General features: G+C 67.1%; 17 protein-coding genes. 8 read left to right on the top strand and 9 right to left on the bottom strand.

Annotated features, from left to right (window positions below; translation table 11 throughout):
- The 3 genes from V5A20_RS08365 to V5A20_RS08355 all read left to right on the top strand — a co-directional run.
- On the top strand, positions 1 to 438 hold a 438-nt coding region (locus tag V5A20_RS08365), incomplete at its 5' end, for an efflux RND transporter periplasmic adaptor subunit (protein WP_332327110.1).
- 128 nt (positions 439 to 566) lie between these two features.
- Positions 567 to 3,713, top strand: coding sequence for an efflux RND transporter permease subunit (locus V5A20_RS08360; protein ID WP_332327109.1), 3,147 nt, complete (start codon positions 567 to 569; stop codon positions 3,711 to 3,713).
- 124 nt (positions 3,714 to 3,837) lie between these two features.
- The gene (locus V5A20_RS08355; protein WP_332327108.1) at positions 3,838 to 5,190 is read left to right on the top strand and encodes a TolC family protein; all 1,353 of its coding nucleotides are present in this window, start codon (positions 3,838 to 3,840) and stop codon (positions 5,188 to 5,190) included.
- 61 nt (positions 5,191 to 5,251) lie between these two features.
- Here the strand turns inward: V5A20_RS08355 and hisG are convergent, their stop codons facing one another.
- Together hisG and V5A20_RS08345 are read right to left on the bottom strand one after the other, a co-directional pair.
- The gene (gene hisG, locus V5A20_RS08350; RefSeq protein ID WP_332315430.1) at positions 5,252 to 6,103 is read right to left on the bottom strand and encodes an ATP phosphoribosyltransferase; all 852 of its coding nucleotides are present in this window, start codon (positions 6,101 to 6,103) and stop codon (positions 5,252 to 5,254) included.
- Positions 6,104 to 6,215: 112 nt separating this feature from the next.
- Entirely contained in the window at positions 6,216 to 6,479 is a 264-nt protein-coding gene (locus tag V5A20_RS08345; RefSeq protein WP_332315431.1) for a phosphoribosyl-ATP diphosphatase, read from the bottom strand.
- A 239-nt stretch (positions 6,480 to 6,718) separates the two neighbouring features.
- Here V5A20_RS08345 and V5A20_RS08340 point away from each other — a divergent pair, with 239 nt between their 5' ends.
- Together V5A20_RS08340 and V5A20_RS08335 are read left to right on the top strand one after the other, a co-directional pair.
- Complete coding sequence (locus V5A20_RS08340; protein ID WP_332327107.1) at positions 6,719 to 7,363, top strand: biotin transporter BioY; 645 nt, start codon at positions 6,719 to 6,721, stop codon at positions 7,361 to 7,363.
- A 492-nt stretch (positions 7,364 to 7,855) separates the two neighbouring features.
- Positions 7,856 to 8,302, top strand: a complete 447-nt coding sequence (locus V5A20_RS08335; protein WP_332315433.1) for a PEGA domain-containing protein — start codon at positions 7,856 to 7,858, stop codon at positions 8,300 to 8,302.
- Between the two features lie 100 nt (positions 8,303 to 8,402).
- Here the strand turns inward: V5A20_RS08335 and xseB are convergent, their stop codons facing one another.
- A complete protein-coding gene (gene xseB, locus V5A20_RS08330) occupies positions 8,403 to 8,597 on the bottom strand; it encodes an exodeoxyribonuclease VII small subunit (RefSeq protein WP_332315434.1) in 195 nt (64 codons plus the stop codon).
- A 174-nt stretch (positions 8,598 to 8,771) separates the two neighbouring features.
- Between xseB and V5A20_RS08325 the strand changes: the two genes are divergently transcribed.
- Positions 8,772 to 9,545 (top strand): SDR family NAD(P)-dependent oxidoreductase, encoded by a 774-nt coding sequence (locus V5A20_RS08325; protein ID WP_332315435.1) that lies wholly within the window; start codon positions 8,772 to 8,774, stop codon positions 9,543 to 9,545.
- A gap of 9 nt (positions 9,546 to 9,554) precedes the next feature.
- Here the strand turns inward: V5A20_RS08325 and V5A20_RS08320 are convergent, their stop codons facing one another.
- Together V5A20_RS08320 and xseA are read right to left on the bottom strand one after the other, a co-directional pair.
- Positions 9,555 to 10,631, bottom strand: coding sequence for a hypothetical protein (locus V5A20_RS08320; RefSeq protein WP_332315436.1), 1,077 nt, complete (start codon positions 10,629 to 10,631; stop codon positions 9,555 to 9,557).
- Between the two features lie 296 nt (positions 10,632 to 10,927).
- The gene (xseA, locus tag V5A20_RS08315; RefSeq protein ID WP_332315437.1) at positions 10,928 to 12,157 is read right to left on the bottom strand and encodes an exodeoxyribonuclease VII large subunit; all 1,230 of its coding nucleotides are present in this window, start codon (positions 12,155 to 12,157) and stop codon (positions 10,928 to 10,930) included.
- A 230-nt stretch (positions 12,158 to 12,387) separates the two neighbouring features.
- Between xseA and V5A20_RS08310 the strand changes: the two genes are divergently transcribed.
- The gene (locus tag V5A20_RS08310) at positions 12,388 to 12,924 is read left to right on the top strand and encodes a low molecular weight protein-tyrosine-phosphatase (protein WP_332327106.1); all 537 of its coding nucleotides are present in this window, start codon (positions 12,388 to 12,390) and stop codon (positions 12,922 to 12,924) included.
- Between the two features lie 73 nt (positions 12,925 to 12,997).
- Positions 12,998 to 13,870: a fructosamine kinase family protein gene (locus V5A20_RS08305; protein WP_332315439.1), complete on the top strand. Its 873-nt coding sequence runs from the start codon at positions 12,998 to 13,000 to the stop codon at positions 13,868 to 13,870.
- Between the two features lie 13 nt (positions 13,871 to 13,883).
- On the opposite strand, the gene V5A20_RS08300 is transcribed toward V5A20_RS08305, so the two are convergent.
- The 4 genes from V5A20_RS08300 to V5A20_RS08285 are packed head-to-tail and all read right to left on the bottom strand — an operon-like array spanning position 13,884 to position 17,084.
- Entirely contained in the window at positions 13,884 to 14,246 is a 363-nt protein-coding gene (locus V5A20_RS08300; protein ID WP_332327104.1) for a 2Fe-2S iron-sulfur cluster binding domain-containing protein, read from the bottom strand.
- Positions 14,243 to 14,461, bottom strand: coding sequence for a hypothetical protein (locus V5A20_RS08295; RefSeq protein WP_332315441.1), 219 nt, complete (start codon positions 14,459 to 14,461; stop codon positions 14,243 to 14,245). Before V5A20_RS08295 ends, V5A20_RS08300 begins: the two co-directional genes overlap by 4 nt.
- A 60-nt stretch (positions 14,462 to 14,521) precedes the next feature.
- Complete coding sequence (locus V5A20_RS08290; protein ID WP_332327103.1) at positions 14,522 to 15,571, bottom strand: Brp/Blh family beta-carotene 15,15'-dioxygenase; 1,050 nt, start codon at positions 15,569 to 15,571, stop codon at positions 14,522 to 14,524.
- A 37-nt stretch (positions 15,572 to 15,608) separates the two neighbouring features.
- Positions 15,609 to 17,084 (bottom strand): phytoene desaturase family protein, encoded by a 1,476-nt coding sequence (locus tag V5A20_RS08285; RefSeq protein WP_332327102.1) that lies wholly within the window; start codon positions 17,082 to 17,084, stop codon positions 15,609 to 15,611.
- Positions 17,085 to 17,205: the final 121 nt, after the last annotated feature.

Raw genomic sequence — 17,205 nt, 5'->3', positions numbered from 1 at the left:
GAGCAGTACGCCGCCCGCGTGCAGCCGGGCCAGTCCATCACGTTCAGCGTACGGAGCCTCGAGCAGAGCCTGGAGGGCACCGTTTACGCCAGCAACACGCAGATGAGCGCCGACACGCGAACGCTTCAGCTGCGGGCCCGGGCCCCCAACCCCAACGGTGCACTCCGCCCCGGCATGTTCGCCGACGTGACGGTCCCGCTCGGGGAGGTGACAGACGCGATCGTCGTGCCGTCCTTCGCGGTGGTCCCCACCCTCGACGGCCAGCGCGTCTTCGTGGCCGAGAACGGCGTCGCCCAGCCCCGGAACGTTACGCTCGGGGTTCGCACCGACTCGACCGTGCAGGTGACCGACGGCCTCTCGCTCCGCGACACCGTCATCACGTCCGGCATTCAGAGCCTGCGCACCGGCCTCCCGATCCGGATTGACACCCTCGAGTGATTCGTGATGAGTGACACGTGATGCGTGACACGTGATGCGTGGTCGCCCAACGTTTCACGCGTCCCGTCTTGTGCATCAGACACAGCGATCACGTCCACAGGTCCACCCGCCCACACGCACGAACAGAAATGAGCCTCTACTCCCTCAGCATCCGCCGACCCGTCCTGTCGACGGTGTTTGCGTTGCTCATCATGATTTTTGGGGCGGTGGGCTTTTACTTCTTAGGCGTGCGCGAGTACCCCGCCGTCGACCCGCCCATCATTAGCGTGAGCACCCAGTATCGGGGCGCCAACGCGGACGTCATCGATTCGCAGATCACCGAGCCGCTGGAGGAGCAGATCAACGGCATCGACGGCATCCGCACCATCGAGTCCGTCAGCCGGGAGGGGCAGTCCACCGTCACCGTCGAGTTTGACCTGGGGGCCAACCTCGAACGGGCCGCCAATGACGTGCGCGACCGCGTGAGCCGCGCCCAACAACAGCTCCCGCCCGACGCCGAGCCCCCCAGCGTGTCGAAGTCCGACGCCAGCGCGCCGCCGATTGTGTTTCTGAACATCGAGTCGGAGACACGGAGCCTGATGGAGCTGACCGAGATTGCGGACAAGCGGTTCAAAGAGCGGCTCCAGACGATCGAGGGGGTGAGCCGGGTCGACATTTGGGGGGAAAAGACCTATTCGATGCATCTGGAGCTCGACCCGCAGCGGCTGGCGGCCTACGACCTGACGCCGCTCGACGTGCGCCAGGCCCTCGACCGGTCGAACGTGGAGCTGCCCTCGGGCCGGATCGAGGGCGAGACGATCGAGCTGACGGTGCGAACGAAGAGCCGTCTCGAAACCACCGAGGACTTCAACGCCCTCATCCTCAAGCAAAGCCCCGATGGGCAGACGGTGCGACTGGAAGACGTGGGCGAGGCGGACGTTGCGCCGCTCAACGAGCGGACGCTCCTGCAGCGCGACAACGTGCCCATGGTGGGGGTCGTGCTGCGGCCCCTCCCCGGGGCGAACTATATCGACATCGTGGACGAGTTCTACCGCCGGGTCGACGACATCGAGGCGGAGCTCCCGAGCGACCTGGAGCTGGGCATCGGCTTCGACAACACCGAGCCCATCCGCGACAGCATCAGCGAGGTGCAGCAGACGATCTTCATCGCGTTTCTCCTCGTGGTGCTCATCATTTTCCTCTTCCTCCGCGACTGGCGCTCCACGATCATTCCGCTCATCGTGGTGCCGATCGCGCTGACGGGGTCGTTCTTCGTGATGTACGCGATGGGCTTCTCGATCAACGTGCTCACGCTGCTCGCGCTCGTGCTGGCGATCGGGCTGGTGGTGGACGACGCGATCGTGGTGCTGGAGAACATCTACGCGAAAATCGAGGAGGGCAAAGACACGATGGTGGCGGGGCTGGAGGGCACGCGCGAGATCTTCTTTGCGGTCGTGGCGACCTCCGTGTCGCTGGTGATCATCTTCGCGCCCATCATCTTCATGGGCGGGCTCACCGGCCAGCTCTTCAAGGAGTTCGGGATGGTGATTGCCGGGGCCGTGGCCTTCTCCTCCTTCGTGGCGCTCACGCTCACACCGATGCTGTCGACGCGCCTGTTGAAGCAGCGGGACGAGAAGCCCTGGATCTACCGCAAGACGGAGCCGGTCTTCGAGTATTTGAACGACGCCTACCGGCGGTCCCTGGAGGCGTTCATGGAATATCGGTGGGCGGCGTTTGTCATCATGGCCGGGTGCGGGGTCGTCATCACGGCCTTCCACTTTACGCTGCCGCAGGAGCTGGCCCCGCTGGAGGACCGGAGCCTTGTGCGCATGAACGCCGCCGCTCGCGAGGGGGCGACCTACGACTACATGAGCGGGTACGTGGACAAGATGTACGAGGCGCTGAACGAGACCGTCCCGGACGAGCACCAGCGATCCACCATCTCGGTCACCTCGCCGGGCTTCGGGGCGGCCTCGTCGGTCAACTCGGCCTTTATGTTTACGCGTCTCGTGCCGCCCGGGGAGCGGGACGTCTCGCAGATGCAGTACGCCGACAGCCTGCAGGCGGCGCTCGGGGAGCTGGAGGGCGCGCGCACCTTCGTGTCGCAGGAACCGACGATCTCGGTGGGCGGGGGCATCGGGGGGCTGCCGGTCCAGTACGTGCTGCAGACCTCCAGCGTTGAGAACCTCCGGGAGGCGCTGCCCTCCTTCCTGGAGCAGGCCCGGCAGCAGGAGGAGCTGGGGGCCGTGGACGTGAATTTGAAGTTCAACAAGCCGGAGCTGCAGGTGGAGATCGACCGCAACCGGGCCGACAACATCGGCGTCTCGCCGCTCGACGTGGCGCAGACCCTGCAGCTGGCCCTTGCGGAGCAGCGGGTGGGCTATTTCGTGCGAGACGGAGAACAGCGCCAGATTCTCGCGACGGTCGACGAGGAGGACCGCAACGACCCGGTCGACCTGACGAGCCTGTACGTGCGCTCCGCGAGTGGGGAGCCGGTGCCCCTCGACAACCTCGTGTCGGTGAGCGAGCAGGCCACGCCGCCCCAAATTTTCCGCTTCAACCGCTATATGTCCGCCACCGTCAGCGCGCGCCCCGCGCCCGGCAACACGATTGAGGATGGCATCGGGGCCATGGACCGCGTGGCGGACGATGTGCTCGGGCCCTCCTTTTCGACGACCCTTACGGGCCAGTCGCGCGACTTCCAGGAGACGTCCAACCAGCTGCTCTACGTCTTCGGGCTGGCGCTCGTCCTGATCTACCTGGTGCTCGCGGCCCAGTTTGAGAGCTTCCGTGACCCGCTCGTCATCCTCTTCACCGTGCCGCTGGCCCTGGCGGGGGCGATGCTGTTCCTCTGGTACTTCAACCAGACGATCAACATCTTCAGCCAGATCGGCATGGTGATGCTGATCGGGCTGGTGGCGAAGAATGGAATCCTCATCGTCGAGTTTGCAAACCAGCGCAAGGCGGCCGGCCTGTCGATCCGGGAGGCCATCGAGGAGGCCGCCGCGGTCCGCTTCCGGCCCATCCTCATGACCGCCCTCTCCACGATCCTCGGCGTGCTGCCCATTGCGCTGGCGCTGGGGGCCGGGGCGGAGAGCCGCATCCCGATGGGCGTGGCCGTCATTGGCGGGCTGCTCGTGGGTACCTTCCTCTCGCTCTACGTCATCCCCGCCACGTACACCTACCTCACGAGCGAGGACGCCGGGCCCGTGCTGGTGGGCGACGGCGGGGCCGGCGGGGACGGGCTGCCGGAGGAGGAGCTGGCCACGCAACAACAGGGGGTGCCGTCCGGGTAGAAGCGCTGCTCGTGGTATTTCGTGTTGCGTATTGCGTATTTTCTGCGCCAACAGACGGAATACGCAATACGAAATACGCAATAGAAACTGCTCGACTCTCTGCACCTGCGTTCGTTCCCCGTAGATGGACACTGTCACCCGTCTTGTCCTCGCGCTTCTTCTGTTTGGAGGAGGCCCGCTTCTCCCTTCCCCGGTTCAGGCCCAGCAGCGTCCGGACACGCTCCGTCTCGACGACGCGATCCAGCGGGCAATCGACGACAACCGCCAGGCCCGCATTGCGCGCCGCGAGACGGACATCGCCGAGAACAACGTCTCCCTCGGCAACGCGGGCTTCCTGCCCACCCTGTCCGGGCAGGCCAGCTACTCCGAAACCCTCTCGAACTCGGAGCAGGTGTTCCTCTCCGGCGAGACGCAGAGCACGGACGGGGCGAAGTCGACCCAGTCCGGCGCCGGGGCGGACGCGCGGTGGACCGTGTTCGACGGCCTGCGGCCGTTCGCGACGTACGACCGCCTCGGGGCGGAGCGGGACCGCCAGGCGGCCGCGACCGAAGAGCAGGTCGAAACGCTGGTGGCCGACGTGGTGGAGGGCTACTACGGCGTGGCGCGGCAGCAGCAACAGCTCGCGGTGCTGCGGGAGGCGGTCGCCATCTCACGTGAGCGACTGCGGATCGTCGAGCTCCGGCGGGACCTCGGGTCGGCCTCCGATCTGGAGGTGCGGCAGGCCCGCGTGGACCTGAACGCCGACTCGACGGAAGCCTTGCGACAGCGGGTGGCCCTCACCAACGCAAAAAACCAACTTGACCAGCTCCTGGCCCGGCCCGACGACGCCTCGACGCGGTACGCGGTGGCCCCCACGATTGAGGTGGACACGAGCCTGCAGTACGCGTCCACCCAGCAGACGGCCCTGCAGGAGAGTCCGGCCCTCGCCCAGGCCCGCGAGGCCCTGCGGGCGGCCCGGGCCGAGCAGCGCGAGCTGCGGGCCGACTTCTTCCCCACGGTCGATCTGACGGCAGGCCTCAGCTACTCGCAGCTCAATGCCGAGAGCGGCTTCGTGCAGGAGAACACGAGCACCGAGTTCACCTACGGGGTGTCCCTGACGCTTGACCTCTTCGATGGGCTGAATCGGTGGCGCCGCACCGAGAACGCTGAGGTGCGCGCCACCAACGCCCGCCTCGCCGTGGAGGACGTGCGGTCGCGGCTCGTCACCGAGCTTACGAACGCGTACGAGCGGTACCAGAACCGGCTCCAGCTCGTGGCCCTCGAACGGCAGAACCGGGAGGCGGTGCGGGCGAACGTGGACGTAGCCCTAGAGCAGTTCGAACAGGGCACCATCACGAGCGTCGAGCTCCGCGAGGTGCAGGAGCAGTTCATCCAGGCCGAGAGCCGGCTCCTCACGGTGCAGTTCGAAGCGAAGCAGGCGGAGGTCGAGCTCCTGCGCCTCAGCGGACAACTGCTCGACCGGTACGGGGCGCGGTAGAAAGGCGGAGACGCAGGAGGTGGACGTCCATCGTTTCCTTCTGTGGGCGCCCGCCCTCGGGTTACATCCGACAGGTGCGGATGTCGGTGACGATGATGCCCCGGGCGTCGAGCTCGGTAAGGGCATCCATCACCTCGTTCACCGCGTCGCGCTCGATCATGGCCTTCACGGCCACCCAGCCCTCTTTGTTGAGGGGGGAGACGGTGGGCGACTCGATGCCCGGCGTAATCTCTCGGGCCTCCGGCAGGTGGGCCTCCAGCAGGTCGTACTCCACGACCACGTACTCGCGGGCCACGATGATGCCTTTCACCCGCTCCGCGAAGTGCTGGGCGGGCTCCTTCTCCATCGTGCGCCCGTTCTGGGCGACCAGCACGGCCTCGGTGTTCAGGATGGGATCGCCGATCGTCGCGAGGCCGGCCTCGTCGATGGTGCGGCCCGTCTGGACCACGTCGGCAATCACATCGGCCACGCCGAGCTGGATCGAGATCTCCACGGCGCCGTCCAGCGAGAACACCTGGGCGTCCACGCCCCGTGCCTCCAGGTCACGCCGCACGAGGGTGTCGTAGGACGTGGCGATGCGCGTGTCGGCGGTGAAGTCGTCGGGCGTCAGGGCAGTGTCCTTGGGCGCGGCGTAGCAGAAGCGGGCCGCGCCGAAGCCGAGGTTGAGGACGTGGGTCACGTCGGCCCCGCTGTCGTACGTGAGGTCGAGGCCCGTTATGCCCAGGTCGATGATGCCCTTGCTCACGTACGTCGCGATGTCGCGGGGACGCAGAAAGACGAACTCGACGCCGTGGTCGGGGTCGCGCACGGAGAGTTCGCGGCCGCGGCGGCGGCAGTTGTAGCCGGCCTCGTCGGCCAGGGTCACGGCTCCGTCCGCGAGGGCGCCTTTGTTGGGGAGGGCGATCTGTAGCATCAAAGGGGGCGTCTGTTGGTGCGCAAAGGAAGCGTCGGGTGCGGGGGCTGGTGGGAGAGGAGGGGACGGCCAGATCGCCGATGTGCTCTGGGCCCCGCCCCCTCACACGCAGTCAAAGGTGTTCGTACACGTCCTCAAGGTCGAGGTCGCAGGCGATCATAAGAACCTGAAGGTGGTAGAGAAGCTGCGAAATCTCCTCGGCGGTGCGGTCGCGCCCTTCGTGTTCGGCGGCCATCCACACCTCGCCGGCCTCTTCTAGGACCTTTTTCCCAATGGCATGGCGCCCCTCCTTCACGGCCTGCACAGTTCCGGAGTCTGGGTCCTGCCGGTCGACCTTGTCGCTAAGTTCGGCGAACAGCTCTTCGAAGCGTTTCATGGCACTGGGGACTCAGGAAGGACACGTGGACGCAATCTACAGGACGGGCCCGCCCTCGGAAACGACACGGCGGGTGATTGTCGAAGAATTCAGGGCGGACGCCGGATGCACCCCGGCCCGGGGCGTTTGGGGCATGCTCATCGCCCACGGGCGGGACTGCTGGGGAGCCGCCGCCGTAAAAATTAGGGAAGAGGAGCCCAGCCGGCTTGCAGGTTGCACGTTCAATTTGGTATACTCTCATGTACGTTAAGTACTTGAACCAGAACACGCACTCGCCCGCAACCATGTCCAACTTGTTTTCGCTCCGTTCGTCGCACACGGCCCTCGTCGACGCGCTCCGTGAGGAACGGGCGTCTGCACTTCTTCAGGCGGTTGGGGTGGTTGGCTTTGCCCTGCTGACGGCCATCGCCGCGCAGGTGCAGTTTCGGGTCTACCTGTGGGAGGTGCCCATCACCCTGCAGACGGCGGCCGTCTACGCCAGCGGGCTGTACCTGGGATGGCGCAATGGACTGCTCGCGCAGGCCCTGTACCTGACGCTCGGCCTCTTCCTGCCGGTGTTTGCCGGAGACGGGTACGGCGCGGGCTATCTCTTCGGCGTGGCCTCGGCCGGGTATCTCCTCTCTTACCCCTTCGCGGCGGCGGTGATTGGAGCGCTCTCGAAACGGTGGAAGGCTTTTTCCGGGAGTACGCTTGCATCGATGGTCGGGGGGGCGCTCATCTTCGTGTGCGGCGTCGTGTGGCTGCACTACGCGGCCGGCCACGGCACCTGGATGGAGTCGATCGACAAGGGCTTCCTCCGCTTCGCGGTGATCGATCTGGTGAAGGTGCTCGGCGTCGGGCTTCTCTACAGCGGCACGCGGTACCTGGCCCGGGACGGGGCGTAAGGGGCCAGAAGAGAAACGCCGGACGCCCGCGCTGGTGGGCCCCGCACCCAGGTCATCGGGGTCGACCTGCTCCTTGGTGGGGCCTGTGTGCCCTCTGCGAGACGAGCACGGCGGGCGGCCCGTTGGCCTTCTGAGTGAGGGGGCTGTGGGCCGTCGACCCTGCCCGATGGGGCCGTCTGTGTGCGAGCAAAACACCCGTCCTGCTGCTCCTGCACCACCCTCTTCTCGTTGTGCAAAGATCCCCGGTGGAAAGGGGCAAGGGGACGACAAATCGGAGACGAAGATCCCCTACGCCGGATGGACCAGACGTGTAGGGGAATGGACGGGGGCGTGGCCATACCCTCTGCTGCACCCGTCCGAGTCGGGGAGCCGTGCACGCTGCCCATCCGTGGATTGGAGAACGCCCGGCCGGCAAAGGGCGGTCACGCCAAGGTGGGCACAATATTTGTTCGGTCCTTTTGGGAAAGCCCCCGCCGAACAAAATGCCCACGCATGCCCCGACCCTCTTCTTTTGTCCCTGCCATCACGCGGTGCCTTCTCGTCCTCATCTCGATGGGGATGGCAGGGTGCGCCACCCTTATTCACGGCTCCTCGCAGGAGATAGAGGTAGACTCTACGCCTTCCGAGGCACGGGTCGAAGTTGAGGGCCGCCCTGTGGGCACGACGCCCACGACGGCGGTCTTGAAGCGGAACCGAGAGTACACCGTCAGTATCTACCGAGACGGATATGAGCCCCACCACGTCACCCTTCGTTCCGGACGCAGCATCTGGGCCACGGTCAACATCCTGAACCTGCTCGTTCCGGGCCTGCTTATTGATGCCTCCACCGGGGCGCTTCACTCCCTCGATCCCGGCACCGTTGCCCCCGAACTGGAGCCGGTGGGTACGGGCGCGGGCGAGGCGCCCAATCCTGAGGGGGGAACCGGAGGGTCACCGTGACGAATGTTCGGGCGTCCCTGGCGTCACGCTGGGAAGGCAAGAAGAACCCGCTCGGCCCGTAGTGTCCACGAAAAGGGGCGGCCCCGAACGACACGGGGCGCTAGTCGACCGACAGTTCGCTCACGCGCTGCTCGGCCTCCTCGAGGCGGTCGAGGCACGCGTTGGCCAGGGCCACGCCCTCTTCGTAGGCGTCGAGGGCCTCGTCCAGCGAGGGGGGATCGTCCTCGAGGGTTTCGACAATGTCTTCGAGGCGCTCCAGGGTGTCTTCGAACGTGCGGTCGCCGGCGTCGGGCATCGAGAGAAGGGAGGTATTGCGAGCGGGAAAGCGGAGAGAAGACGAAAAGCGCGGACTGTTCAAATGCGTTGAAAGCCCGGTCGGTTCGGGGCGAAGGGATGGACGGGGACCGCGGCGGTGTCTATCCTACCCAGCACACGCAGTTGCTTTCTCTCACGACTTTCTCCTTCCGTCATGGACCTCGGACTTCAAGATCGAACCGCCATCGTCTCCGGTGCGAGTCGCGGCATCGGCAAGTACATCGCGCAGGCCCTCGCCCGCGAGGGATGCGACGTGGCCATCTGTGCGCGCACCGCCTCGGACCTCGACGACGCGGCGGAAGAGATCGAGGCAGAGGGGGCCGACGTGCTGGCCCTGCCTATGGACGTCACGGAGGCGGGGGAGCCGGCGCGCCTCGTGGAAGAGACCTACGACCGGTTTGGGCGGATCGACACCTACGTGGGCAACGTGGGCGGCAACCGGCGAGGCGACTTCGAGGAGCTGTCCGACGAAGACTGGGAGGACCTAATCAACCTCAACTTCATGTCGCACGTTCGCGTGAGCCGGGCGGCCGTTCCGCACATGCGGGAGGTGGACGGGGCCTCCATCTGCTACATCTCGTCCATCTTTGGCCGAGAGCTGGGCGGGGCGGGGCTGTCTCTCTACAACACCACCAAGTCGGCCCTCATCAGCGTGGGCAAGGTAATGGCCCAGGAGCTCGCCCCCGAGATTCGGGTCAACAGCGTGGCGCCCGGCTCCATTCGCTTTCCGGGCGGCAGCTGGGACCAGCGCGTGAAGGAGAACCCGGAGGAGATGGAGCAGTTCGTCCAGGAAAACATTGCGATTGAGCGCTTCGGGCGGGCCACGGAGGTGGCCGACGCCGTCACGTTCCTCTGCTCCGAGCGGGCCAGCCTCATCACCGGGTCCTGCATTAACGTGGACGGCGGCCAGAGCCACTCGCTGATCTAGGGCCGTCCCCTACTCGAAGCGAGTGAGGGTGGCTCGGACGCGGCGGACCTGCGGCTCCGAGGTGCGCCACTGCACGAGGATCGGGCTCTGGTAGCGGCCCTGTTCGATCGTCCCTTCGCCGTTGGCCTCGTCCTCGGTCACGAGCAGGCTCACCGATCGCTTCATTCGCAAGAATCGCTCGGCCGGCACCGCCAGGCACTTGTCGATGATGCGCTCCACCAGCGACTCGCTCAGGCCCAGGGTGTCGACGACCTTGTTGACGAGACGGACGAGGTCGTACTTTGCGTAGTTCTTGGCCTTGTTGGGAATGGCGCCGGGGTCGCGGAGCATGTTGCGGCCCTTCCGCGCCATGAACCGGAGCGGGTCCTGGAGCACCTCCACCAGGTCGTGCTTCATGAGGAGGGTCTCGTACTCGTTGACCGTGAGGCCCACGTGCTTCTCCTGGGGAACGAGCTCGAGGTGCACCCGGCCCGTGGTCACACCGTGCGCGGCCACCCGGTCGTGGAGCTTCTTGAAGATGCCGAGCCGGGGATCGCGCAGGCTGACCGAGTCGATGGGGTGGTTGGAGACCGGAACGCGCAGCTCCGTCTGGTCGACGATCCGCTCGTTGTCGTACCCGATGACCGTCGTGCAACGCTCGCGACGGTCCTGGTTGTCTTTGTTGATCCCGTCGAGGTCGATGAAGAAGACCGGTCGGGCAGGACTACTGGGATACGTGACACAGTTCTCGAGCCCGGAGCCAATGAACGTGAGGTGGGAGTCGGCGTTGCGGGGCTCCGTGCGGCGCTGCTTGGGGCTCAGTTCCTTCCGAAGGTGGAGCTGATCGTGCTGGTAGTTGGCCCCATACGGAAAGAGCTCCCGAAAGGGAGCCAAAAACTCGTGCACCTGGTCCTGGCACTGGTCGAGCCGGTTGCAGATGGTTTCCTCCAGGTACCCGGCCGTCGTGTGGTACGAACAGTAGAGGGCCTGATCGTGGTCGTGCAAGAACCCTGTGGCCTCCTGCTCCACGTGCCGGTTCACGTCGATGACGTCCACACGCTGCTCCGGCTGCAACTGAATCGTAAGTTGGGTCGGGTCCGAAGCCATGGATCGCGGGACGGTGACAGTCGGGCCGGCCGTGGGGCGGGGGGCGAGAAGGGAATAGGAGCGCCGGGCCGCCTTCAGAAACGAAGATAACGGCACCCAGCGCAAAGCAGTCGGATGTACAGCCTACGAACAGGGCAGTTCCTGGTCAAGGGCGCGGACGCTCTGCCAGCAGGCGTCCTGCGTAGAGACGGCTCCGGGCCGCGACTTTACGATGCCGTGACATCGTGACCAGGGTGGGCGCGTCATGGGCGACGGGGGGCGATGCTTTGGAAGGACCTGAAGCCGACCCGCTGTGGCTACGCGTCGTCCGGAAGCACCTCGGCGTCGCGGTGGCCGTCCTGAAAGCGGAGCCGCACCCGGTCGCCGTCTTCAAGCGACTCAACCGACTGGACGGACGTGCCATCGCGGGTAAGGTGGACGTACCCCCGCCGCAGGGGCTGCTCGGGGTCGAGGGCGTGCAGCCGATCCCGGAGGTGGTCAAGACGGGTCCGGGCCTGCTCCACGGCGCGGGTGCCGCCCCGCTCCAGGCGGTTCACGAGGGTGTCGAGGCGCTGCCGGTACTGGTCGAGGCGGCGGGTCGGAGCGTGGAAGGCCCGCGAGGCCACGAGCGCATCGACCCGCTGACGGGCGTTCTGGAGTCGCCGCGTCACGTGGGTCTGGAGACGATCGTGTAGCGTGCGGACGCGCTCGGCCACGTCGCGCCGGTCTGGCACCACGAGTTCGGCCGCCGCCGAAGGGGTGGCGGCCCGCTCGTCGGCCACGAGGTCGGCGATGGTTACGTCCGATTCGTGCCCCACGGCGCTCACGACGGGCACCTCGGAGGCGGCGAGCGCACGGGCCACCACCTCTTCGTTGAACGCCCACAGGTCCTCGGTCGAGCCGCCGCCCCGGCCCACGATCAGCAGGTCGGGCCGCTGGGCATCGCCGGCGGGCAGGTCGTTGAAGGCCGCCACCGCATCGGCGATGGCCTGCGGGGCGTCCAGGCCCTGCACTTTCACCGGGCACAGCACGACTTCCGCCGGGGAAAAGCGCCGCGCCAGGCCGGTTTGGATGTCGTGGATCGCCGCGCCCTGACCCGAGGTGACGACGCCAATCGTCTCGGGGAAGAGGGGCAGCGCCTGTTTGCGCTCGGGGGCGAAGAGCCCCTCCGCCTGCAGCTTCTCCTTGAGCGCCTCGAACGCCTTCTGCCGTGCGCCCTTGCCCGCCTCCCGCATCGCCTGCGCCTGAATCTGCAGGTCGCCCCGCCGCTCGTAGACGGAGGCGTGGCCGTTGACGCGCACCTGCATGCCCTCCTCGGGCTCAAAATAGACGTACTGCGTCAGGTGCTTCCACATCACGCACCGGATCTGCGCGTCCTCGTCCTTGAGGGTAAAGTAGCAGTGGCCGGACGCGGCCCGCGTAAAGTCGGACAGCTCCCCCTCCACCCACACGTCTTCGTACTGCTCTTCGACCAGGTCGCTGAGCCCACGCGTCAATTCCGTGACGCTAAGGACCGGGGCGCTGGGGGCGTCGTTCGTGGGGGGCATCGGTGCAGCGGACAGCTGTGGGGAGGGAGCGCGAGGCGTGGCGCCGGGCGACGGCACCGCATTGAGAAATGAGGGACGGGACGGAGAGATTCCCACCGCGGGCGACGTCGCGTGAGAGGTTGTTGAAAGCAGGTCGGGATCCGGCCATGCGCCCGGCACACCGCGTGTGTCGCCGCGTACAGGAAAATGGTTTTGCACTCGCCTCCCTCCCAACCCAGCCCGCAGGCTCCATGTCCGATCCCATTTGCATCCAGTTCGTGTGCCTCGGCAACATCTGCCGGAGTCCTCTCGCCAAAGCCGTCTTCCGCGACAAGGTGGAGCAGGCCGGCCTCGAGGAGTACTTCGAGATCGCGTCCTCGGGCACCGGCAGCTGGCACGTCGGCGACACGGCGGACGATCGGATGCGCCAGACGGCCCAGCGCAACGACCTCTCCCTCGAAGAGCACCGCGCGTCCCAGTTCGAGGCTGAGGACCTGGAGCGGTTCGACCACATCTTCGTGATGGACAAGAGCAACCTGAACGACGTCCTGCACCTCGACGAGGACGACGAATACGGGGGCAAGGTGCGCCTCTTCCGCGAGTTCGACCCGGAGCCGGACGACTACCAGGTGCCGGACCCCTACCACGGCGGGCGCAAGGGCTTCGAGCGGGTCTACGAGATCGTCGAGCGCACCGCGGACATGCTCCTCCACCGCCTCGTCGACGAATACGACCTGATCGAGCACGTGGACGGCGACGAGACGCCCGAGGACGTGGAGGAGACGTAGGGGACGGCGCCGAGATCCCGACATTGGGGCCCGCCCGTGCGCCCTGCTCATTGAGCCAGCCCGAGACGTCACCATGCTACCGGATGCGCTCCGCGACACGCTGGAGGAGCGGCTCGACGTGACCATCGAGTCGGTGGCCTCCGTGCGTGGGGGATGCATTGCGAACGCCTCCCGCCTCGAAACCGACGCCGCGCCGTTCTTCCTGAAGTACGGCGACGACGAGGTGGCCCGCACCTTCGCGGGGGAGGCGGCGGGGCTGGAGGCGCTCCGCGCGGCCGACAGCCCCCTCACCGTGCCGCCGGTCCACGACACGGCCCCCGCGACCGACGACCGCCCCGGCTTTCTCGTCATGGAGTGGATCAATCCGGGGCGCGAAGGCCGCCGCTTCTGGGAGCAGTTTGGGGAGGGGCTCGCGGCCCTCCACCGGCACGCCGCGGATGCGTACGGGTTCGAGGTGGACAACTTCATCGGCCGCCTGCCCCAGTCGAACGACTGGACGGACGACTGGCCCACGTTCTTCCGCGAGCAGCGGCTGGCGCCACAGGTCGAGATGGCCCGGGAGCGCAACCGGTGGCGCGACGCGTGGACGGAGCCGCTCAAAACCTTATACCGGCGCCTCCCGGACCTCCTGCCCGCCGCGCCCGAGCCGTCCGTGCTGCACGGCGACCTGTGGAAGGGAAACTACATGGTGACCGCCGTCGGCGATCCGGCCCTCATCGACCCGGCCACGTACTACGGCCACCGCGAGGCGGACCTGGCCATGACGGAGCTCTTCGGCGGCTACGACGATCGCTTCTACGACGCGTACCGGTCGGCCTGGTCGCTGGCCCCGGGGTACGAGACGCGTCGCGACGTCTACAACCTGTACCACCTCATCAACCACCTCAACCTCTTCGGGGGCGGGTATGCCGGGCAGGTCGAGCAGACCCTTCGCGCCTTCGAGTAGTCGAGGGGCGCGGCTACAACTGAACGGTCATGTCGCGATCGACCGTCACGAGGCACGAGAGGCGCCCCAGGCCCACGCCGTCGAGCGTGCTATCGAGGGCCTGGGTTGGTGGGGGCGCGCCCTCCAAGATCTCCACCGTACACAGGCCGCAGTGGCCCCGCCCGCCGCAGTTGGCGATGTCCGTGACGGCATTGTGGGGGGAGAGGCCGTGGCGACGCAGGGCCTGCCGCAGCGTGATGCCCGCCTCGGCCTCAATGTCGTGGCGGCCGTCCTCGGCGTGTACGGTGATCGTGTGCGTAGTGTCTGTAGGGGCGGTTGTGCTCACATCGGTAGGGGAGTGGGTCGACAGGTCGAAGAGGGTGGGGGCGCCCGTCAAGACACCGCCTCCCCGGACGGATCGGCGAGCTGGCGCTGGACGCGGCGGTAGAGCAGGGTGGCGGCGGTGCCCCACAGAACCACGCCGAGGGGAGCGGCCCCCCACCAGGACAGGCCCGTGAGAATGTGCACCGCGTCGGCCACCCCCGCGGCCACGAACATGAGGGCCACGGCGAAGATGATCGAGTCGCGGAGGATAATCTGGTCGGAATCCATGGGACACAGCAGGTAGGGGTGTGAAGCAGAACGGGAGGCGGGCGAATCAGGCGCGTGCCGCTACGGCACGTACCAGATGCCCCGTGCCTGATCCAGCCACTCGCCCACGACGATGTGGGGCAGTGCCAGGATACAGACGAAGATGGTGTAGAAGGCCACCGCCCCGCCCAGAAGACCGGCGCCCCCCAGGGGGTTCGGGACGAGCGCGTAGAGGCCCGCCATCAGCCCGAACGTCGCGAGGGCCCCGATCACCATTGCCGCCCAGGTGCGGGGCAGGGACAACCGGTCCGGCGCCGGGTCGTGGGACGCGACTGCCGTGGTGCGGGCGGTCTGGCGCAGGGTGTACCAGAGCGGAAAGTAAAGCCCGACCGCCAGCATCATGGGGACGAACGTGAAGTAGGCGATCAGGAGGGTCGTCTCGGCCAGGTCTGTGAGCCAGGCGGTGGAGAGGCCGCCGGTGTACAGCCCGCCGCCGAGATGGACTCCCACGGCCAGGCCGTAAATTGTCCCTACAGCCGCCTGCACGGTGGGAAGGTGGGTTGCGAACGGGAGCGGGCCCGCCGCCCCGAAGATGTGAACCATGTAGGTCGAAAACGTGACGTACACGCCAGGCCACGCCAGCAGCGGCACCAGCATGATGGCGCCGCCCCGCACGAAGGCCGCCAGGCCGCGCTGCCACCGCGACTGCAGGTGATCGGTCCCGCACAGGGCGTCCATCACCTTCAGGCCGCCGTGCCCGCCCTTGATCACCGCCGTGGAGAAGGCGAGGCCGAGCGCCACGACGGGCGCCACGAAGAAGAAGCCCACGAAGGCCACGAGGAAGGCCACGTACAACACGACGTACCGCAGGCTGAAGGAGACGCGGCGGTGGCGTAGGTTCTCGAAGTGCTCGTAGCCGCCGTGGGGCAGGTTGAGGGCCACCATGCCGATGAGGTACCCCACCATCTGTGCCTCCAGCGACAGGGATACATCGAGCATCGCGGCGATCAGCCCCCCAAGGGCCAGGGCCCCGAGGGTGATGCGCGAGCCCCACACGGCGAGCGTCGCGGGGGACTGCGCCGGGGCCTGGCGTGGGGGAGCAGAGACCGACGAAGCAGCAGGGGAAGCCATGGGTGAGAAGGGCTGCGTGAGAAAGCGGGTGAGAGGGCTACGCGGCGGTGTCGGCGGCGATGGCCTGGGCGGTCTGCCGGCCACTGATCAGGCACATCGGCAGCCCGACGCCGGGTTGGGTGTCCGCCCCGGTGTAGTAGAGCCCCGTCGCCGCGCTGGCGCCGTGGGCGGGACGCAGCGGGCCGGTCTGCCACAGCGTGTGGGCCAGGCCCAGGGCGTTGCCCTGCGGCTGGTTGAAGTAGTTGGCGAAGTCCGAGACGCAGGCCTCGTGCTCCACCTCGATGCGCCCTCGAAGGTCGACTGCGTGCTCGGCCAGATCGTCCAGCACGCGCTCGCGCAGCCAGGCACGACGGGCCGGGCCGTCGTTCAGGCCCGGGGCAATGGGCACCAGGATGACGACCGAGTGGTGGCCGTCGGGGGCGTACGAGGGGTCGGTCTTGGAAGGGACGTGGACGTAGTAGGCCGGATCGGTGGGCCATCCGGGGGTGTCGAAGATCGTCTCGAAGTGCGCGTCCCAGTCCACGGGAAGCACGAGCGAGTGGTGGCGCAGCGGGCCGACGTCCCCCTCCACGCCGAGGTAGAGCATGTAGGCGGACGGGCCGTAGGTGCGCTCCTCCCAGTACTCGTCGTCGTGGTCGCGTTGCTCGGGGGGGAGGAGCGACTGCTCCACGTGGGCCGGGCTGGCGTTGGCCACGACACAGTCGGCCGTCTGCGTAGAGCCGTTTGCCTGCACCTGCACGCCGCCGCTGCGGGCCCGGAGGCCGGTGACGGGCGTATCGGACGCGAGGGTCACGTCGAGCTGCTCGGCGAGGTCGACGAGGGCGTCGACGATGACCTGCATCCCGCCCACCGGGTGAAACACGCCCTGGTTGAAGTCGACGTGACTCATGAGCGTGTAGAGGGCGGGCGTGTTGTAGGGCGAGCCCCCGAGAAAGACCAGCTTGTACTCCAGCAGCTGGCGCAGCTTCGGGTGCTCCACGTAGCTCCGGACGTGGCGGTCCATCGGCTGGAGCAGCGGCAGGGCCCAGGCCGCCCGCAGCACGTCCGTGTCGAGCCAGTCCCGGAGCCGGTCCCGGCGCGGATAGACGAAGCGGTCCATCGCGAGCTCGTGGACGGCCTCGGCGTGGTCGAGGTACCGGTGGAAGGCGTCCGCCGCCCCGTCCTCGTACGCCTCAAGCTTCGGCGCAAGGGCGTCCGGATCGGCGGGGATGTCGAGCCGATCGCCGTCCTTCCAGAAGATGCGGTAGCTCGGGTCGAGGCGCTCCAGCTTGTACGCCGCGTCGACGGAGGTGCCGAACGACTCGAAGAACTGCTCGAACACCTCCGGCATCAGGTACCACGACGGCCCCGAGTCGAAGCGAAACCCGTCCGACTCGAATGAGCCGGCCACACCCCCGAGGGTGTCGTGCTGCTCAAGAAGGGTGACGTCGGCGCCGGCGTCGGCGAGGTAGCAGGCCGCCGAGAGCCCGCCGATGCCCCCGCCGACGATGGATACAGAGTTTGGGACCGTCATAACTGCCGTGGTGGTGATCCGTCCAGCGTAGCACTGTCCCTATCCGCACGCGGAGACGAAGGATTCTTTATTTCAGATAAAAACATGTTCTTTTCTCGTTAGTAACGTTCTGCGCTGGTGA

The sequence above is a fragment of the Salinibacter sp. genome (assembly GCF_036626415.1).
Taxonomy (GTDB): domain Bacteria; phylum Bacteroidota; class Rhodothermia; order Rhodothermales; family Salinibacteraceae; genus Salinibacter.
Note: the sequence above shows the minus strand (reverse complement) of the source record. Positions and strands in the feature narration are given on the sequence as shown.

Excerpts from the sequence above, each read along its gene's own strand:
- V5A20_RS08325 (WP_332315435.1), top strand. The coding sequence starts at position 8,772 with ATGGACCTCGGACTTCAAGATCGAACCGCCATCGTCTCCGGTGCGAGT.
- V5A20_RS08285 (WP_332327102.1), bottom strand. The coding sequence starts at position 17,084 with ATGACGGTCCCAAACTCTGTATCCATCGTCGGCGGGGGCATCGGCGGG.
- V5A20_RS08355 (WP_332327108.1), top strand. The coding sequence starts at position 3,838 with ATGGACACTGTCACCCGTCTTGTCCTCGCGCTTCTTCTGTTTGGAGGA.
- V5A20_RS08335 (WP_332315433.1), top strand. The coding sequence starts at position 7,856 with ATGCCCCGACCCTCTTCTTTTGTCCCTGCCATCACGCGGTGCCTTCTC.
- V5A20_RS08345 (WP_332315431.1), bottom strand. The coding sequence starts at position 6,479 with ATGAAACGCTTCGAAGAGCTGTTCGCCGAACTTAGCGACAAGGTCGAC.
- xseB (WP_332315434.1), bottom strand. The coding sequence starts at position 8,597 with ATGCCCGACGCCGGCGACCGCACGTTCGAAGACACCCTGGAGCGCCTC.
- V5A20_RS08290 (WP_332327103.1), bottom strand. The coding sequence starts at position 15,571 with ATGGCTTCCCCTGCTGCTTCGTCGGTCTCTGCTCCCCCACGCCAGGCC.
- xseA (WP_332315437.1), bottom strand. The coding sequence starts at position 12,157 with ATGCCCCCCACGAACGACGCCCCCAGCGCCCCGGTCCTTAGCGTCACG.
- V5A20_RS08310 (WP_332327106.1), top strand. The coding sequence starts at position 12,388 with ATGTCCGATCCCATTTGCATCCAGTTCGTGTGCCTCGGCAACATCTGC.
- V5A20_RS08305 (WP_332315439.1), top strand. The coding sequence starts at position 12,998 with ATGCTACCGGATGCGCTCCGCGACACGCTGGAGGAGCGGCTCGACGTG.
- V5A20_RS08320 (WP_332315436.1), bottom strand. The coding sequence starts at position 10,631 with ATGGCTTCGGACCCGACCCAACTTACGATTCAGTTGCAGCCGGAGCAG.
- V5A20_RS08295 (WP_332315441.1), bottom strand. The coding sequence starts at position 14,461 with ATGGATTCCGACCAGATTATCCTCCGCGACTCGATCATCTTCGCCGTG.
- V5A20_RS08360 (WP_332327109.1), top strand. The coding sequence starts at position 567 with ATGAGCCTCTACTCCCTCAGCATCCGCCGACCCGTCCTGTCGACGGTG.
- V5A20_RS08340 (WP_332327107.1), top strand. The coding sequence starts at position 6,719 with ATGTACGTTAAGTACTTGAACCAGAACACGCACTCGCCCGCAACCATG.
- hisG (WP_332315430.1), bottom strand. The coding sequence starts at position 6,103 with ATGCTACAGATCGCCCTCCCCAACAAAGGCGCCCTCGCGGACGGAGCC.